This window comes from Halobellus inordinatus (genome assembly GCF_024498335.1).
Classification (GTDB): domain Archaea; phylum Halobacteriota; class Halobacteria; order Halobacteriales; family Haloferacaceae; genus Haloquadratum; species Haloquadratum inordinatus.
This window is the reverse complement of the sequence record NZ_CP101825.1, coordinates 2529470-2545799: the sequence shown is the minus strand read 5'-3', so window position 1 is coordinate 2545799 and position 16330 is coordinate 2529470. Positions and strand designations below refer to the sequence as shown.

The following is a 16330-nucleotide window of genomic DNA, read 5'->3' as shown; positions in this document are numbered from 1 at the left end:
GCGCCTCACCCGCGCAACGCGGCCGCGACGTCCCGCGCGCGCCGGCGAATATCGTCGGCGTCGCCGGTCTGGAGGCCGCCGAAGTCGGCGTCGTAGACGACCTCGCCGTCGACCATCGTGAACGTCACGTCGTCGCCGTGCGCGGAGAAGACCAGATGCGAGAGCGGATCGTACAGCGGCGTCGCGCGCGTCACGTCCGTGTCGATCGCGATCACGTCCGCGTTCCACCCCTCGCGCAGCGCTCCGACCCGCTCGAACCCCGCAGCGCGCGCGCCGCCGAGCGTCGCCATCTCGAAGACGACCTGCGCGGGCGCGACTTCCGGATCGAGCGTGTCGACCTTCTGGAGGAGGCTCGCCTGCCGCATCTCGGTGAACGGGTCGAGCGTGTTGTTACAGGGTGGCCCGTCGTTGCCGAGCGCGACGTCGATGCCGCGGTCGAGATAGTCCGGGATCGGCGCGATGCCGGAGGCGAGTTTCATATTCGACGACGGGCAGTACGTGACGTGCGTCCCCGTCTCTGCGAGTATCTCGCGCTCCCGTTCGTTCGTGTGGACGCAGTGAGCGAGAACGACGTCCTCGCCGGTCAGGCCGACTTCGTCGAGCCACTCGATGTTCCGCATTCCCGTGTCGTCCTCGACGGTCTCGATCTCGTCGCGGTTCTCGCTGGCGTGGGTGTGAATCCGAACGCCGTCGTAGCGGTCGGCGATCTCGCGCGCGCCCCGGAGGCACGCTTCCGTACAACTCACGGCGAAACGAGGCGTGACGGCGTACCGGATCCGGCCGTCAGCCGCGCCGTGATAGGCTTGGACGAGCCGCTCCGTCGATTCGAGCGCCGCCTCGGTGTCTTCGGCCAGCCCTTCGGGGGCGCGCTTGTCCATCAGGACCTTCCCCAGTCGACCCCGGATCCCGAGGTCGATCGCGGCCTCGAATGCCGCCTCGGCGTGGTTGACCGAGAGGTGGTCGATCGCGGTCGTCGTCCCGCTTTCGAGCAGTTCCAGATAGCCCAGTTCGGCCGCCGTTCGCATCTCCTCGCGTCCGAGTGACGCCTCCATCGGGAGGACGTGCTCGAAGAGCCAATCCAGGAGGGCGGTGTCGTCGGCGATGCCGCGGCCGACGCTCTGGACCGAGTGGACGTGGCCGCCGACGAGCCCCGGTGCGAGCAGGTCGAACTCACGAACGGGGTGGTCGGGATAGGCGTCTTCGAGGTCGGCGCGCGGTCCGACGGCGGCGATTCGGTCCTCCGTGACGACGACTGCGCCCTCGTCGTAGGCGGTCTCCGGGTCGGCGACGACAGTTCCTGCGAGGAGCATCCCACCGCTCTCAGTGGACGCGGCGACAAGTGCTTTGCGCTCGTCGCGGACGGTCGAAAGCGAGACGGGAGACCCGCCCGGTCACCCGAGGAACGCGGGCGTCGTCGACGGCAGCGAGATGAGCCACAGACTCACCGCGGTGTAGCCGATCATCACGAAGACGAACGGGTACTGGCTCCGAATCGCCTGGAGTCGGCTGGGAAAGAGCTGATACGCCGTCGAGTGCGCGACCCAGATCGCGACCAGGTGTCCGCCGAGCACGAAGACGATGTTCAGCGCCGACACCCACGCCGGGAGCGTGAACACCACGGGGTTCGCCGGCGCCGACAGCGGGTCCGCGAGCACGGCCGACAGCGACGGCAAGAGCGAGAGGAAGAACGCGAAGTAGTGTGCGAGGTGGTAGCCCGCCGCGATGACCAGCAGCGACGGCGCGAAGGCGACGACGAGTTCGCGGGGCGTGCGCGTGGTCAGGATGCGGCGCACCGCGATGCGGGCGGCTCCGAGGAACGCACCGTAGAAGACGGCAAAGCCGGCGACGAAGAGCACCGCGTAGACGAGGATCGGCGGGAGGCCGACGCCGACGACAGCCCGGATCACAGAGGCGCCCTGCTCGGTCGTGACGAACCCGCTGAACGTGAGTTCCCAGACCAGCGCCACGGCGATTGCGACGTCGTCGAGGCCGCGGACGAGGCGAGTGTCGTCGGCGTCGACTGTCTGGCCGTCGCCACCGTCGCGGCGGGACTCGTCGGCCCAGTCCTCGACGAGCCGCATCGCCGGCAGCGACAGCCGAAGCCGTCCGTCCTCCCACGCGAGCGGCGCGACGCGGCCGTAGAACCGGAAGAACGCCGAAACCGGATCGGCGTTCCGGAACCACGCGTCGCTACCGACGAGCACCGCGCCCGCGAAGGCGACGACGGCGTAGCCGGCGACGGCGGCCGCGAGCAGGTTCGGTTTGTTCGTGACGCCCGTCGTCGTCTCAACCCAGATGAGAAGGAGAATCCCGGCGACAGCGGGCCACCGACCCAGCCGCTCGGGATAGTCGACGACGCCGGTCGGCAGCCGCGAGGTGACGGCGCGGAACGGGTTCAGCGCCGGCCACGGGTTTCCGATCGCATACGCCGCCATCGTCAGGCCGGCACGACCGCCCGCGAAGACGACGACGACCGCGAAGTTGATGGTCGATACCTGCGGACCGGTGATACCACGGTAGACGATCAGCGCAATCAGGAGCGCACCGAGCAGGCTGCCGACCGCCATCCCGACGCCTCGGAGCCGGTCGCGTGTTCCGAGCCCGTGCCGCCACTCGTGGACGCGATTCACGAAGCCGCGATCGGTCACGAAGCCCGCCAGGAGCGCCGACGCGCCGATCGCAGCGCCGCCGGTCGCGACGTAGAGCCAGCGCGGGATCGAGAGCCCCTCGCTGGAGGCCTCAGAGAGGCCGACGGCCGCGTTGCTCGCGGCGACGCCGCGCGCGAGGAGCAGCACGCCGACCAGCGCGAGCGCGAACGCGCCGATGCGGGCGCCGCGCGGGCCGATGGCGCCCCCGAGACGTCCGGGTGCTGTCTCTGCGAGGTCGTTCACGGCGTCCTCGTCGTGATCGGACTGCGATGGGTTTTCAGGACGCATAGAACACGTAGAGGAAGAGAAAGCCGAAGTACAGCAACACCAGGATGCCGAGCGCGCGGATGCGGAACGAGCGGATCGCGCGCTCTTCGGCCGCGTAGGCGTCGCGGTAGGCGTCGCGGTCGGCCTCGTCGAGCACGCTCGGGTGGCGGACGCCGCGGTGCAGTACGAGCAAGTCGTCAGTGTAGAACGCGCGGCCGCAGACGTCGCAGACGTACTCGGGTGCGTCCCGAGTGTCGGCGGACCCGGCAGGGGCCGCGCTCGTGTGATCGCTCATCGTCGTCACCTGACCGTATCGGCGGCGTCGGTGTGTGTCTGTCGCTCTGTTTCAGGTCCAGGGAACCGACCGCTCCTGGAGTTCGCCGGCGACCGGGCGCTGCATCGCCGCCGCCGGGTCGTCGACGTTCGCAAGCGCCCACATCAGTTTCACCTTGGCCGTCCCGGGGAGGGTGTCGCCGGCTTCGACGACGCCCGCATCGAGCAGATCGCGGCCGGTGTCGTACACGCGGTCGCAGACGCGGCCTTCCAGACACTGACTCGTCATCGCGACGACGACGCCGTCGTCGACCAGCGATTCGAGCACGGGGATGAGATCCGTGTGGACGTGTCCGAGGCCGGTGCCCTCGACGACGAGGCCGTCGAGATCCGCGTCCCGAAGCATCTCGGCGTAGCGGTCGACGTCCATCCCGGGGGTGAACTTCAGGAGGTCGACGTTCTCTTCGAGGTCCAGATGCGTCTCCAGGTCCGTCTCGCCGCGTTCGGCGTACTCGCGGCGGAACGTGACTTCCTCGGCGTCGTAGTCGACTTCGCCGAGCGGTTCGGCGCCGACGGTCTCGAAGGCGTCGCGCCGGGAGGTGTGGTTCTTGCGGACGCGCGTGCCGCGGTGGAGCGCACAGACGTCGTCCGACGTGGAGGCGTGCATACAGACGAGTACCTCCGCGGCGTCTGCTTTGGCGGCCTCGACGGCGCTGACGGCGTTCATCACGTTGTCCGAGGAGGGACGGTCCGCCGAGCGTTGACTGCCCGTGAAGACGATCGGGACGGGCGTATCGAGCATATACGACAGCGCGGACGCGGAGAACTGCATCGTGTCGGTGCCGTGCATCACGACGACGCCGTCCGCGCCGGCACGGATCTCCTCGACGACGGCCTCGGCGAGTTCCTGCCAGACGCCCGGCGTCATATTCTCCGAGAGGATGTTCGTGACGACCCGCCCGCGGTAGTTGGCGCGGCCGGCGAGATCCGGCACGGCCCGAAGCACGTCTTCGGCGTCGAACTGCGCCGTGACGGCGCCGGTGCGGTAGTCGACCGTCGAGGCGATCGTCCCGCCCGTCGAGATGAGCGAGATCGTCGGCAGGTCGTCGTCGAAGTCGATCTCGGAGGGGCCGGACTCCGTCTGTGCGGACTCGACGTCGTAGACGTCGGATTCGAGGACGTCCACGTCGGCGTCCTCGCGCGTGATGCCGACGTTGTACCCGCCGTCGAGTTTGACGACGAGGTGCTCCGACGTCGAGGAGGGCATCAAGACGCCCTCGTTCGTGACGCCCGCGCGTTCGACGCGGACGCGGTCTCCCGGGTTCATACCCCCGGATACCCGGGGCGCGGACTTGAATCCATTCGTTCGCGGCGAGCGAGTGGCACAAGAGTCACGACCCGTCGCAACGATGGTCGTGTATGCAGCGCTCAGAGGAACAGGAAGAACGGACGGTCGACCCCGCGTCGCTGCTCGACGACGACGGAGCCGAGAGTGATAACGCGGGTCCGCGTGACGCGGCCGGCAGATCAGCAGACGACGCGAGCGCGCGCGGTGGGCGGCTTCGGCGCGTACTTCCGTCGGCCCCCGGGTCGCTTCGCTCGCCGTTCTCGATCCGCTCGTTCCTCGTCGTCCTCGCGCTCTCGGTGGTCGGCGTCGTCGCCGGCGGCTCGATCCCGCTCGTGGGGTCGGTCGGTCAGTTCCTCGGGCTGTTCGTCGTCGCCTTCGCGGTCGGGGCCGTCGGCTCGCGGCGGCGCTATCTGGAAGTCGGCCTCGCCGGGGCAATCGCGGCGGGACTCGCGTTCGTTCTCGGGACGCTCACCAGCGTCTTCGCGCCCGTCGCCGTGCGGATCCTCGCGGATTACGGCGTCGCCATCGCCGGCGTCGGGGTCGGCGCCGGACTCCTGGCCTCGCTCGCGGGTCATTACTTCGGTCGCGACCTCCGCGACGGGCTCACCCGGGATGTTTGAGGGACGGCCCGGGAACTGTCCGACACGCACTCCGTGACGGTCGGATTCACTTCGCTTCGGTAGCGTTTTGCCGCCGGCTCCGGACTCGCGAGTATGGCGATACTTCCGGAGGGGTTCAGCCTACCGCCGCTGCCGTATCTCGTACTCCTCGTGGTGGCCGCGGGCGCCGTCGTCGGCGCGGTCTCCCGACGCCGCCCCGCGGTCACGCCCGGTCGCATTCTGGCGTTCGTGCCGTGGATGGTACTCGGTTCGGCGCTGCACGTCCTCTACGTCGAGAACTCGCTCCCGTCTCCGGTCCGCCCGCTCGCTGGAACGCCCGCCGTCTACGTCACCGTCGCGATCGTCGGCGTCGGGGCGTGGGTCGCGGCGGACGCGCTCCTCGACAGCGGGACGGTCGCCCGTGCGCTCGCGCTGGTCGGCGGCGTCCTCGCGCTCGCGTCCGTCGCGGGCGTTTTCGCGGTCGGCGCGGCCGCGGGCACGCTCTCGCCGGTCGTCCCGCTGGCTGGACTCGTCGTCGCGGGCGTCGTCGCGGCCGTGACCTGGCTTCTGCTCACCCGCGCCGTTCCCGATGTCCGGGCGACGGGCTCGGTCGGTGCGTTCGCGGTCTTCGCGCACGTCCTCGATGGGGTTTCGACCGCTGTCGGCATCGACGTACTCGGGTTCGGCGAGCGGACGCCGCTCTCGCGAATCATCATCGAGTTCGCCGCCGGGCTGCCGACCGAACCGGTGCTGGGTGCGGGGTGGCTGTTCGTCCTCGTCAAGATCGCGATCGTCTCGCTTCTCGTGTGGCTCTTCGCGGACCTGATGGAAGAGGACCCGACGCAGTCGCAGTTGCTCCTCGGCTTCGTCGGTGCCGTTGGCCTCGGGCCGGCGGTGCACAACATCCTGCTCTTTACCATCAGCGCGCCGGCGTAACTGCGCTACCTCGCAGGACGACGCTGTCTGATACCCTGACCACGCGCGCCCGCGAGCCACGCCCGAGCGCTTTTGTGAACTGAGGGCGTCTCCCCGAGAAATGTCACGCGTCATCTGCGCCGGCCACCTGAACTGGGACGTGACCCTCCGCGTCGACGCGCTGCCCGACCCTGACGGCGAGGTGGCCGTCGACTCGCGACGCTGCGGCGGCGGCGGCAGCGCCGCGAACGTCGCCAACGGCCTCGCGGACCTCGAGGTCGACTCGTCGCTCCTGGGTAGCGTCGGCGACGACGAACACGGGCGAACGGCGCGGTCGGAACTGGCGGACAACGGCGTCGACGTCTCCCACGTCGTCACCAGCGAGGAACTGGAGACGTCGACGAAGTACATCGTCGTCGAGCCCTCGGGCGAAGTGATGGTGCTCGGCTGTCCCGGCGCCAACGAGGCCTTCTCGGCCGACGACCTCCCCGACGCGGCGCTCGACGGGGCAGACCACCTCCATATGACGAGCCAGCGGCCCGAGACGGCGACCCGTCTGGCCGAGCGCGCCGCCGAACACGGCGTTCCGGTCAGCTTCGACCCCGGCCGCCGAATCGACGACCGGGGGTACGGTCCGGCGATCACGTCGGTCGATTACCTCTTCTTGAACGACCGCGAGGCCGCACTCGCGCTCGATGCGTTCGATCTCACCGAGCAGACGCTCGTCCTCAAGCACGGCCCAGAGGGGGCCGAGATACGGGACGGCGAGCGGCGCGAGGCGCATCCGGGCTACCCGATCGACGTCGTCGACACGACCGGCGCGGGCGACGCCTTCGCGGCGGGGTTCCTCGCCGCGCGTGTCGAGGGCGCCGGCGACCAGCGCGCGCTCGCGGTCGCGAACGCCTGCGGCGCGCTCGCGTCGAAAGCCCCTGGCGCGCGGACGTCGCTGACGTGGGACGACGTCCGGGCGTTCCTCGGGGAGTGACGCCGGACCTCTGCGGTGTGAGTTCGGACCGCCATCGGTGACCCGAAACAGGGGTGTTTTTGCCACCGGACGCGGGAGGTGTGATCGATTGTGACGTTCGTGCTCGTCGCTGCCGCCGCACTCGGGAACGCGATCCCGGTCGTAGCCGAGCGTATCGGGTCCGTTTCACTCGTGACGGACACGGGGGGGATCATCGATGGCGGCGCAGCGTACTTCGTCGTCGCCTGTGCGCTCTGTGGCCTCCTGGCCGCCGTGGTGATGGACGTCCCGATGTCGAAACAGGAAGACGGATTCACGCCCGCGTACGTCGCCGCCGCCGTCGTCCGTCGGGTCGCGCCCGAGAAGGTCTCGCTCTCGGAGGCGATCGCAGTGCACCACGCCACCGGCGCCCTCGCGGGCGTGCTGTACGCGCTGCTGTATCTCGTGGTTTCGATCGCCATTCCCGGACTGCTCAGGATCGGCGGCGTGGATCTGCTCCCGCATCTGGCCGCCACGGTCGGCGTCTCCGCGTTCGTCTATGGCTTTTTCGCGCACGTCGTCCTTCCGCGTGCCGGCCGCCGGATCTACGAGGAGCGCTCGACGGCAGTCCGGGGCCAGTGGCTCCGGTCGACGTTCGTCTTCGCCGCCGTTGTCGCGGTCGCGACGCCAGCGTTGACGACGCTCCTCTAGGCGCGAGGGCCGATGGCGTTCCGCCGAGCGCCCGCGGCGACGACGCGGACGGTCGGCGCGTTCCGTCGCCGCGCGATCGGCCGGTGACCGCGTCGTTTTTCACCGTCTCCCGCGAGCAATCGGATATGGCGAAACAGCCGCACCTCCTCGTCGAATCGGGCGACGTTCACGACACCGCGCTCATTCCTGGTGACCCCGGTCGCGTCGACCGGATCGCGAGTCAGTGCGAAGACGCCGAGACGGTCGCCGAAAACCGCGAGTACAAGGTCGTGAACGCCACCTACGAGGGCGTGCCGCTGACGATCTGTTCGACGGGGATCGGCTGCCCCTCGGCGGCGATCGCCGTCGAGGAACTCTCCCGCGTCGGCGTCGAGACGGTGATCCGCGTCGGGACGACGGGCGCGCTCCAGTCCGGGATCGAGATCGGGGATATGGTCGTCGCGACCGGCGCGGCGAAAGAGGAGGGGACCTCCAAGCGCTACGAGGACGCCGTCATTCCGGCCGTCCCCGACTACGACGTGCTCTCGGCGCTCGTCGACTCCGCCGAGGCGAACGACGAAGACGTACACGTCGGGCCGATCGTCTCCGACGACGCGTTCTACAACGAGACCGACGCCTACGTCGACGACTGGGAGGACGCGAACCTCCTCGCCGTCGAGATGGAAGCCGCCGCGGTGTTCTCGATCGCGCGACGGAAGGGGATGGCCGCCGGCGCGATCTGCACCGTCGACGGCAACCTCGTCGAGGGGACACAGAAGGGCGCCGACTCCGACGCCGAACTCCCCGAGAAGGCGAAGAACAACGTCGAGCGGGCCATCTCGCTCACGCTGGACGCCGTCGTCGATCTCGCGTAGGCGATGTTCGGACGGCGTCTCCTCGACGCGGCGCTCGAAGCGCTCGCCGCGGCGCGGAACCGCCTCCGACGGATCGAGCGGCGAGAGGCGTCTGAACTCCGCCGCTGGGTCCAGAACACGGGCAATCTGTTACACCTCTCGATCGTCCTCTTCATCCCGGTCGTCATCGGATTCGTCACGTACCTCTCCAATCAGGTCCAGACGCTCTCGTTCCTGCTGTTCCCGCCGCTGGCTTCCGGGACCTACACGCTCGTTTCTGATCCCGAAGGTCAGTACGCCGACCCGCTTCGGTTCGTCGCGAGCCTCACCGCCGGCGCGCTCTGCGGCCTCGCGGCGTACACGGCGACGACGTGGGCGTACGGCCCCATCGAAACGGGGATCGTCCACCCCGAGAGCGCGGCGCTCGCGATCTTTCTCACCGGTCTCGTCACCTGGGCGGCGCGCATCGAGGCCCCCTCGGCGTTCTCGACGGCGCTCCTCGCGCTCGTGACCGGCGACGTGGAACCGGTGACATACGTCGCTAGCATCTTCCTCGCGGCGACGGTGGTCGCGACCGCGTTCGTCGTCTGGCGCGAGGAGTTCTACGAGAAGCGCGCGCAGTACCTCTACGAGACCGTCCACGGCGACGACCACGTGCTCGTCCCGATGCGGGGCGAGACAGCCGAGCGGACCGCGCTCTTCGGCGCCCGGCTCGCGGCCGCCCACGAGGCTGGTAAGGTCGTCCTCTTCGACGTGCTCTCGACGGCGGAAGCCGAGGCCACGGAAGCTGAGGCTGTGGAAGCTGAGGTTGCGGACGCCGACACCAGCGCGGAATCGGCCGCCTCGATGGCCGGAGGCGAGGATGCGACCGCAACGACAGCGGCGGAGACGACCGGAGAACGCGGCGACGACACCGACGCACCCGTGGCGAACGAGTCCGTCCAGCGACTCGAACGGTGCGCCGACGTCATCCGCACGCGCGTCGGCGTCCCCTGCGAGGTCGTCGTCGTCGCCGGCGAGCCGGTCTCGGCGACGGTCGAGGCGGCGCGGAACGCAAACTGCGACCTCGTGGTGACGCCCTACGAGGAGGACCGCGGCACGCTCTCGGGCTACGTCAGCGGTATCTTCGACAGCGACCTCGACGCGGTGGCGTTCCGGTCGGTCTCCGATCGTCGCCGCTGGAACCGCGTGCTCGTCCTCGTGGCCCGCCCGGGCGACGTCGCTCACGGGATGGTCGATTTCGCGACCCGCCTCACCGGACAGCGCGGGACCGTGAGCGTCACTACCTGCATCGGGGGCGAGGTCGAGCGCCGCCCGGCGGAACGCCGGCTCGACCGCCTCGTCGAGACCGTCGAGGGGAACATCGAGACGCGCGTCGCTCGCTCGCCCGTCGACGAGTTCATCGCCGCCAACGCCGACAACTACGACCTCCTCGTCATCGGCTCTAGCGGCGAGCGATCGCCGGCCTCGCGGTTCGTCTCTCCGCCGACGTTCGAGCGCGTTCAGCACCTCGATTGCGACGTCGCCGTCTTCGACAGAGGTCGCTGATTCGACGCGTCGTGATCAGTGATCGGAGTCGGCGTCGCCGCTGCGTTCGCTGCCATTCTCGTCGTCTCCATCAGCGGCTTCACTAACGGCTGCGGCGGCAGCCTCCAGGTCTTCGTCGCCCTCGGCTCCCAGCAGGCGCTCTTCGAGCGCTTCGGCCCCGTGGCCGCCGAGCGCGGACTCCGCGAGGAAGTGCGCGCCCAGCGTCGCCGGACTAATGACGGTGTCGGCACCGGCGCGCTTCAGCTTGTTCACGTTCTCGCGCTGCGTCGCGGCCGCGACGATCGTCACCTCGGGATTGAGCTGGCGCGCGGTCAGAATCGCGAGCGCGTCCTCGGCGTCGTTGTTCGTCGCCGCGACGACGGCCTGTGCGACCTCGACCTTCCCCCGTTGCTGGGCCTCCTCGTCGCTCGGATCGTCAGTGAGGACGGTGTAGCCGCGGTCCGAGAGCCGCCGGGCGCGCTCCTCGTCGGGGACGACGACGAGCACGTCGGCCTTCGAGGAGAGTTCTTCGAGAATCGGTTCCGTCAGGTCCCCGAAACCGAGAACGAGGACGTGGTTTTCCAGTACGTCGAGTTGTTCTTCTGTCATACGTCCGAGTGCTTTCGAGAACTGCGCTTCGATGAGTGGGGTGAAGACGACACCGAGGACGACCGCGAACGACGAGACCGTCACGAGCAACACCGACAGCGCGAACAGTTCGCCGACCGCCGAGCGCGGCGTGATGTCGCCGTAACCGACGGTGCTGCCGGTGACGAGCGAGAAGTAGAACGCGTCGAGGAGCGTGCTCACGCCGTTGAACTCCTCCTGTAAGGCGTACGCCCCGACGGTCCCGTAGCCCTGTGCGCCGGCGAGCGCCGCCAGCGACGCGATCTGCGTCGTCGACAGCGACAGTTCGCGGTCGAACGCGCGGAAATTCACTCCGACGACGAGCAGCGCCAGCACCGAGAGGGCCACGAGCGGTAGCGACAGCTCCGAGGACTGCAGGACGCCCTGAGCGGCCGTGATCGGAAACAGGAAGAGCGTCGCATACCACGCCGCGCGGAGGCGTCGCCGAAGCCCGAACGCGCTCACGAGGAGCAGGAACCCGGTCAGCGTCCCCGTGAAGGCGGTGATCTGGCGGACGACGCCGGAGACGACAACGCCGAACAGCTGAAAGTCCGCCGTGCCGCCGACGCCGATGTTGGCGATGCCGGTCACGACGGCGAGGACACCGACGAAGAACGTCAGTACGACTGACGCGCGTGCGCCGATCCAGTCCCGCGAGAGCGCCATATCTCTCTCTCCGTCGTCTCTGGGTTAATAGTCTCGTCATTTTCCTCGCGCGACCGCTTCACGGCTTCCGGAAGGCGATGCAGCGACAACTGTAAATCGTCGGGCCGAGAGGTGCCGTCGATGGCGTCGCTCCCTGTCGAGGTCCTCTACGGACTCTACCTCGGCGTGTTGACCGGACTCGTCCCCGCGCTCATCGCGTGGCTGCTCGGGTTCGGGTTCAAATACTTTACCGGAATTACGATCCCGGGGCTGGCGGTCGTCGGCCTCGGCGTCGCGATCGCGGGACTCAACGGCGGTCTCCTCGCGCTCGCGGACCCCTCGCTTACCGGGTCGACGAACCAGTTGCGGCTCACGATCGCCTTGCTCGTCGTGCTGATGGGGACGCTGTACGCCCACGCACAGGGCGATAAGATGGGGGCGGCACTCCCGAAGCGGCTCAACCTTCGGGAACTCACGAAGCGGACGCTCTCGACCGACGTCGTCGAACTCGTCGGCGGGCGCGGGCAGGTCCGCATCAGCGTCGTCGGGGACGTCGGCGACGTCGAGGGGTATCCGCCGCTCCCCGAGGCGCTCCACGAGTCGATCCGCGCGGAGACGTGGACGTTTCCGGCCGACCTCCCGCTCGTCGAACTGGAATCGCGCGTCGAAGCCGCGCTCCGGACCGAGTACCACCTCGTCGAAGTCGCTGTGACGCTCGACGAGCGCGGCCGGGCGACGGTCGCGGCCGCGCCGCCGACGAGCGGGCTCTCGAAGCACCTCGATCCCGGGGAGCGGGCCGTCTCGGTCGACGCGCTGATCCCGACGGGCGCGGCGCGTGGCGACGAGGTGACCGTTCTGGCGGACGGCGGGCAGTTCGACGCGCGACTCCTCGGCGTCGTCGACGGGGGAACGACGCCGACTCCGTCCGGGGATACCGAGACCGACACGACTGACGAGGCGGCCACCGACGGCGGCGACGCGGACCTCCCGCCGGAGTCGCCGTCGCTACCCAGGGCCGTCGGCGGTCGCGCCCGAGTCACGCTCGCGACCGATCGGCAGACGGCGACCTCGCTGCTCGGAGCGGACGACGTCCGCCTCGCCGTCCGTTCGCGAGGGAGCCGCCGGGAATTCGAACTGGTCGGACTCCTGCGCCGGACGGGCAAGCGATTCCGGCGCGTCACGGTCAGCGACCGGAGCGAACTGGCTGATACGACGCTCGGTGAGGCGTCGGTCCGGGATACCTACGGCGTGGCGGTGCTGGCGGTCAGACACGGCGGATCGTGGGCTATCGCCCCGCGCGGTACGCGGTCGATCACCGCGGGCGACGACCTCGTCGTCGTCGGGAGCACGTCGGAGCTCGATCGGTTCGCGGAGGTGGCGTCGTAATGTCCTCAGTTAGCGTCGCGCTCACAGCGCCCCTCCAACTCGGCGACACTATCCCGGCGGACCCGTCGTTGATCGGCGCGCTCACTCGGGTGGTCGGGCTCGCAGCAGTCGCTGCGATAGTCGCTGCCGCTGCCGCGGTCGTCTATCGCTGGTACACGCGCGAGGAGATCCCGGCGTGGCTGGCGACGCTCACGGGGGCGTCCGGCGTCGCGCTGTATCTCAACGCCGTGGGCCTCTTCCAGCAGGCCGTCGGATCCGACCCGGCGGCGGTGTTCGACCCGATGGTCGTCCTCGTCAACGCGGCGGCGCTCGGCGCGGCAATCGTCGTCTCGCCAGCCGGACGCGCGGTCGGCGATCGGCTCACCACGAGCGCGTTCGCCGTCGTCGGCGCCCGCGAACTCGACACCGAAGTCAGCCGGCTCGTGAGCAACGTCGGGCGCGTCCGCGCCGTCGAACTCCCGGAGGTCGAATCCGACGTCGACGACATCGAGGGCTACGAGCCGGTCCCGGCGGCGACGAAGGACGCGCTCGCCGGGAAGACGCTGCTCGTCCCCCGCAATCTCCGCGGTGACGCCCTCCGCGACCGGGTCGTCGCGCGCATCAAGGAGGACTACGGCGTGGGCTACGTCGACCTCGAACTCGACGACGACGGCACCGTCACGCGGCTCGGGTTGGGCCGGCGCGTCGCGGGGCTCGGAACGACGCTCGCCCCCGGCTTTGCCGCCGTCGCGGTCCGAGCGGACCCCGGGGCGGGCGCGTCGGCGGGCGACGCCGTCCAGTTGTGGCGGCGGACCGAGGCAGGTGAGGGCGCGGTGGAGAGCGCGAGCGGGACCGCAGCGCGCGTCGCGAGCGGCGAGCTCCGGGCGGTGACCGGCGACGTTGCCACCGTCGTCGTCGACGAGGCGGACGCCGAAAACCTCGATCCCGCGGCGTCCTATCGACTGCTCACGCTCCCCAGCGACCCCGGCGCGGAGCGGGAGTTCACCTCGCTGCTACGCGCGGCCGACGAGACGATGGACGTCGTCACCGTCGGCGCCGGGAGCGACCTCGACGGGACGACGGTCGGCGACGTCGACGCCACTGTCGCCGCCGTGCGCCCCACGCGTGGGGCGATCGAACCGATTCCGGCGCGGAGCCGCACGCTCGCCGCCGGCGACGCGCTCTATCTGGTCGCCCGCCCGGAACGTCTGCGCGACGTGGCAACGCTCGCAGCGGCGTAACGCTCAACTCGCCCGGCGCGCGAGTGGAAGTATGCACACGGTCAACTGGCGACTGTTCGCCGACCTCGCCGAGGTGGCGGGCGGACGCGAACACGCCGTCTCTGTCGAGGCTGAGTCGACGATCGGCGACGCACTCGACGCGCTCTTGGCTGACTGTGAGGGACTCGGCGACCGGATTCTCGACGGCGAGGACCTCGCGGACGACGTGAATCTGATGCAGAACGGCTCGCCGGCGGATCTCTCGGCGTCGGTGGCCGACGGCGACGAACTCGCGATGTTCCCGCCCGTGACCGGCGGGTCAGCGCGCTGACGGGCGGCGATCGCCGATACGAGGAAAAACGGCGCGGCGACTACGACAGCCACTCCTCGGGCTTGGTGTCGTAGTCGACGTCCGACGCCTGAATCCGCTCTTCTAGCTCGGGGTCGAGTTCGAATTCGTCGAACGAGTCGCCGTCGTAGCGGATTCGAACGCCGGCTTCGGTCGGTTCGGGCTCGCGGTTCCGCCGCCGAGCGACTTCGACCTCGTGTTCGTCGAACTCCTTGCGGATCGTCATCAGATTCACCGGGCGCCCCCACAGCTCGTGGATGCGTTCGAGCACGTCGCGTGCTTCGCCGATGTCGAGCATAATGCCGTTGTAGCGGTGCCCGAGCAGCAGTTCGCCACGGTTCTCGAAGTTGTCGTCGAAGACGGCGATCGTCGGCTTCCCGAAGTTGGTGAACTGCAGGAGAAGCTTCTTTTTCACGTCGGCGTGGTCCGTCGACGCCACGCGGAAGTCCCCCGTCGCGCGGGTGTACTCGTAGGTGAAGTAGTGGTTCTCCTCGACGAACTCCGGCGAGAGGAACGCGTCGACGAACGTCACGTCGTTGTGACTCCGGCGGACCTCCCGCATCCGGTCCCAGCCGGCCGTCTTGTCGACGTCGTCGATAGCCTCCTCGACGCTCGCGTACTTCTCGTCGTCGAACATGTATCTGGAGAGCTGTTCGAGTTCCGAGCGGCGGATGCGACGCAGGAAGCCGCGGTACTGCGGTTTCAGGAGCGAGAAGTGCCGCTCGGCGAGTCCCTCGTAGGTGAGGACCTTCCACGGGTAGCGGTCGACGTCGACGGCATCCGGATCCGACAGCGCCCGGTCCAGCGACTCCCAGTCGACGCGCGGGTCGTCCTCGGGCAGCGCAGCGAGGTCGTCGATGGTGTCGCTTCGGACCGTGTCGATCGCCGCCGGCGGTTCGAGCAGCGACTGCACCCGCTCGAAGTCGACGGCGTCGTGGAAGTTCCGCCAGGTAATCCCCTCGACGCGGAGCAGCTTGTCCGCCACCTCGCGCCGGTTGGTCGTGTTCTCGACGTACTCCCACAGCTCCTTCCCGAGCTTGTAGGGGTTCATCCCCGGCGAACCCAACACCCGCGATTGGTGATCGGCGTAGGTGAGGAACTCGTCTTCGCCGGCAAAGCGCTCCTCGCCCATCATCAGCGACTCCCAGAAGGCGGCCCACCCCTCGTTCATCGTCTTCGTCATCTTCTGGGGGGCGAAGTAGTACGCCTCCCGGCGGAGCAAGTCGAGGACGTCCTTCTGCCAGGACTCCATCTCGACGGCTTCGCCCGCCTCCTCGTCGTAGACCGTCGCGTGCTCGCGGAGGAACCCGAGCACGTCCGAGCGCGGGTGATCGAGGTCGGCCGCGGCGGCTTCCGCCTCCGCGAGGTCGTCGAGCCACTCGTCGTCGAAGACGGCCTCTCTGACCGCCGCAGAGAGGTCCATCCCGTCGAGTCGCTCCCGGAGGTCCTCGGGCTGGGTCCGGCCGGTATCGGGGTCGGCGCTCAGGGGTCGGTGTTGGTCGATCGTATCCTCTAAGCACGTGACGGCGTCGACGAAGCGCTCGACCGCCTCGCGGTCGATGTCGGAGTCGTCGACGTACCGCTGGATGGTCTCGGCGTGCCGTTCGAGCATCGCCGCGGCGTCGAGGTCGTTGTCGCCGGAGAACCGGCTGAACCACTCGTTGTTGCGGAAGAAGTCCGCGTGGGCCTCGACGTGGGTGATGACCGCCTTCTGGTCGGCCAGCGTGTTCGACTCCTGCAGGAAGGCGTGGCTCGGGTCGTCGTTGTTGACGATCTCGAAGGCCTTGCCCATCCCGAACTGGTCTTGTTTCTGCTGGCGGTCGTAGGTCATCCCCCAGCGCCAGTGCGGATACCGCCGCTGGAACCCGCCGTAGGCGATGAGCTGATTCATCTCGTCGTAGTCGACCACCCAGTAGTTCACCGGGTAGGGGTCGAGTCCGAGTTTCCGGGCGAGCGCGGCGGCCTCCCGGACCGGCTCTTCGAGCCGCTCGGCCTCCTCGCGTGCCGCCCGTCTGAAGCGTCGCAATCTGGTGGTCATAGTGTGTGTTGTGTGATTGGTT

The 16330-nt window shown here is 69.1% G+C and carries 15 protein-coding genes; 9 read left to right on the top strand and 6 right to left on the bottom strand.

What is annotated here, in order from left to right; translation table 11 throughout:
* Positions 1-5: 5 nt before the first annotated feature.
* The 4 genes from NO362_RS12970 to gatD form a co-directional block, all read right to left on the bottom strand.
* Positions 6-1310, bottom strand: coding sequence for a 5'-deoxyadenosine deaminase (locus NO362_RS12970; RefSeq protein ID WP_256545594.1), 1305 nt, complete (start codon positions 1308-1310; stop codon positions 6-8).
* An 81-nt stretch (positions 1311-1391) separates the two neighbouring features.
* Entirely contained in the window at positions 1392-2936 is a 1545-nt protein-coding gene (locus NO362_RS12965) for an ABC transporter permease family protein (protein WP_256545593.1), read from the bottom strand.
* Positions 2926-3210 carry a DUF7410 domain-containing protein gene (locus NO362_RS12960; protein ID WP_256288983.1) on the bottom strand — a complete coding sequence of 95 codons (285 nt, stop codon included), beginning with the start codon at positions 3208-3210 and terminating at the stop codon, positions 2926-2928. The genes NO362_RS12965 and NO362_RS12960 overlap by 11 nt, the downstream gene beginning before the upstream one ends.
* Positions 3211-3261: 51 nt before the next feature.
* On the bottom strand, positions 3262-4515 hold the full coding sequence (gene gatD / locus NO362_RS12955; protein ID WP_256545592.1) for a Glu-tRNA(Gln) amidotransferase subunit GatD: 1254 nt from the start codon (positions 4513-4515) through the stop codon (positions 3262-3264).
* Positions 4516-4607: 92 nt separating this feature from the next.
* Here gatD and NO362_RS12950 point away from each other — a divergent pair, with 92 nt between their 5' ends.
* The 6 genes from NO362_RS12950 (at position 4608) to NO362_RS12925 (ending at position 10085) form a co-directional block, all read left to right on the top strand.
* Positions 4608-5156: a DUF8526 domain-containing protein gene (locus NO362_RS12950; protein ID WP_256545591.1), complete on the top strand. Its 549-nt coding sequence runs from the start codon at positions 4608-4610 to the stop codon at positions 5154-5156.
* Between the two features lie 93 nt (positions 5157-5249).
* Complete coding sequence (locus NO362_RS12945) at positions 5250-6071, top strand: DUF63 family protein (RefSeq protein WP_256288980.1); 822 nt, start codon at positions 5250-5252, stop codon at positions 6069-6071.
* 100 nt (positions 6072-6171) lie between these two features.
* Positions 6172-7035, top strand: a complete 864-nt coding sequence (locus NO362_RS12940) for an ATP-dependent ribose-1-phosphate kinase (protein ID WP_256545590.1) — start codon at positions 6172-6174, stop codon at positions 7033-7035.
* A 171-nt stretch (positions 7036-7206) separates the two neighbouring features.
* Complete coding sequence (locus NO362_RS12935) at positions 7207-7704, top strand: hypothetical protein (RefSeq protein WP_439331175.1); 498 nt, start codon at positions 7207-7209, stop codon at positions 7702-7704.
* 125 nt (positions 7705-7829) lie between these two features.
* Positions 7830-8558, top strand: coding sequence for a guanosine phosphorylase (locus NO362_RS12930; RefSeq protein ID WP_256288978.1), 729 nt, complete (start codon positions 7830-7832; stop codon positions 8556-8558).
* Positions 8559-8561: 3 nt separating this feature from the next.
* Positions 8562-10085, top strand: a complete 1524-nt coding sequence (locus NO362_RS12925; protein WP_256545589.1) for an HPP family protein — start codon at positions 8562-8564, stop codon at positions 10083-10085.
* A 15-nt stretch (positions 10086-10100) separates the two neighbouring features.
* On the opposite strand, the gene NO362_RS12920 is transcribed toward NO362_RS12925, so the two are convergent.
* The gene (locus tag NO362_RS12920) at positions 10101-11357 is read right to left on the bottom strand and encodes an NAD-binding protein (protein WP_256545588.1); all 1257 of its coding nucleotides are present in this window, start codon (positions 11355-11357) and stop codon (positions 10101-10103) included.
* A gap of 120 nt (positions 11358-11477) precedes the next feature.
* On the opposite strand from NO362_RS12920, the gene NO362_RS12915 reads away from it, so the two are divergent.
* Genes NO362_RS12915 through NO362_RS12905 form a run of 3 tightly spaced genes read left to right on the top strand, consistent with a single transcriptional unit; the run spans position 11478 to position 14252 of the window.
* Positions 11478-12722, top strand: coding sequence for a potassium channel family protein (locus tag NO362_RS12915; protein ID WP_256545587.1), 1245 nt, complete (start codon positions 11478-11480; stop codon positions 12720-12722).
* Positions 12722-13942 carry a TrkA C-terminal domain-containing protein gene (locus tag NO362_RS12910; RefSeq protein WP_256545586.1) on the top strand — a complete coding sequence of 407 codons (1221 nt, stop codon included), beginning with the start codon at positions 12722-12724 and terminating at the stop codon, positions 13940-13942. The genes NO362_RS12915 and NO362_RS12910 overlap by 1 nt, the downstream gene beginning before the upstream one ends.
* Before the next feature lie 31 nt (positions 13943-13973).
* Positions 13974-14252, top strand: a complete 279-nt coding sequence (locus NO362_RS12905; RefSeq protein WP_256545585.1) for a ubiquitin-like small modifier protein 1 — start codon at positions 13974-13976, stop codon at positions 14250-14252.
* Positions 14253-14292: 40 nt separating this feature from the next.
* Here NO362_RS12905 and NO362_RS12900 read toward each other — a convergent pair whose 3' ends face one another.
* Positions 14293-16308, bottom strand: coding sequence for a SpoVR family protein (locus NO362_RS12900; RefSeq protein WP_256545584.1), 2016 nt, complete (start codon positions 16306-16308; stop codon positions 14293-14295).
* Positions 16309-16330: the final 22 nt, after the last annotated feature.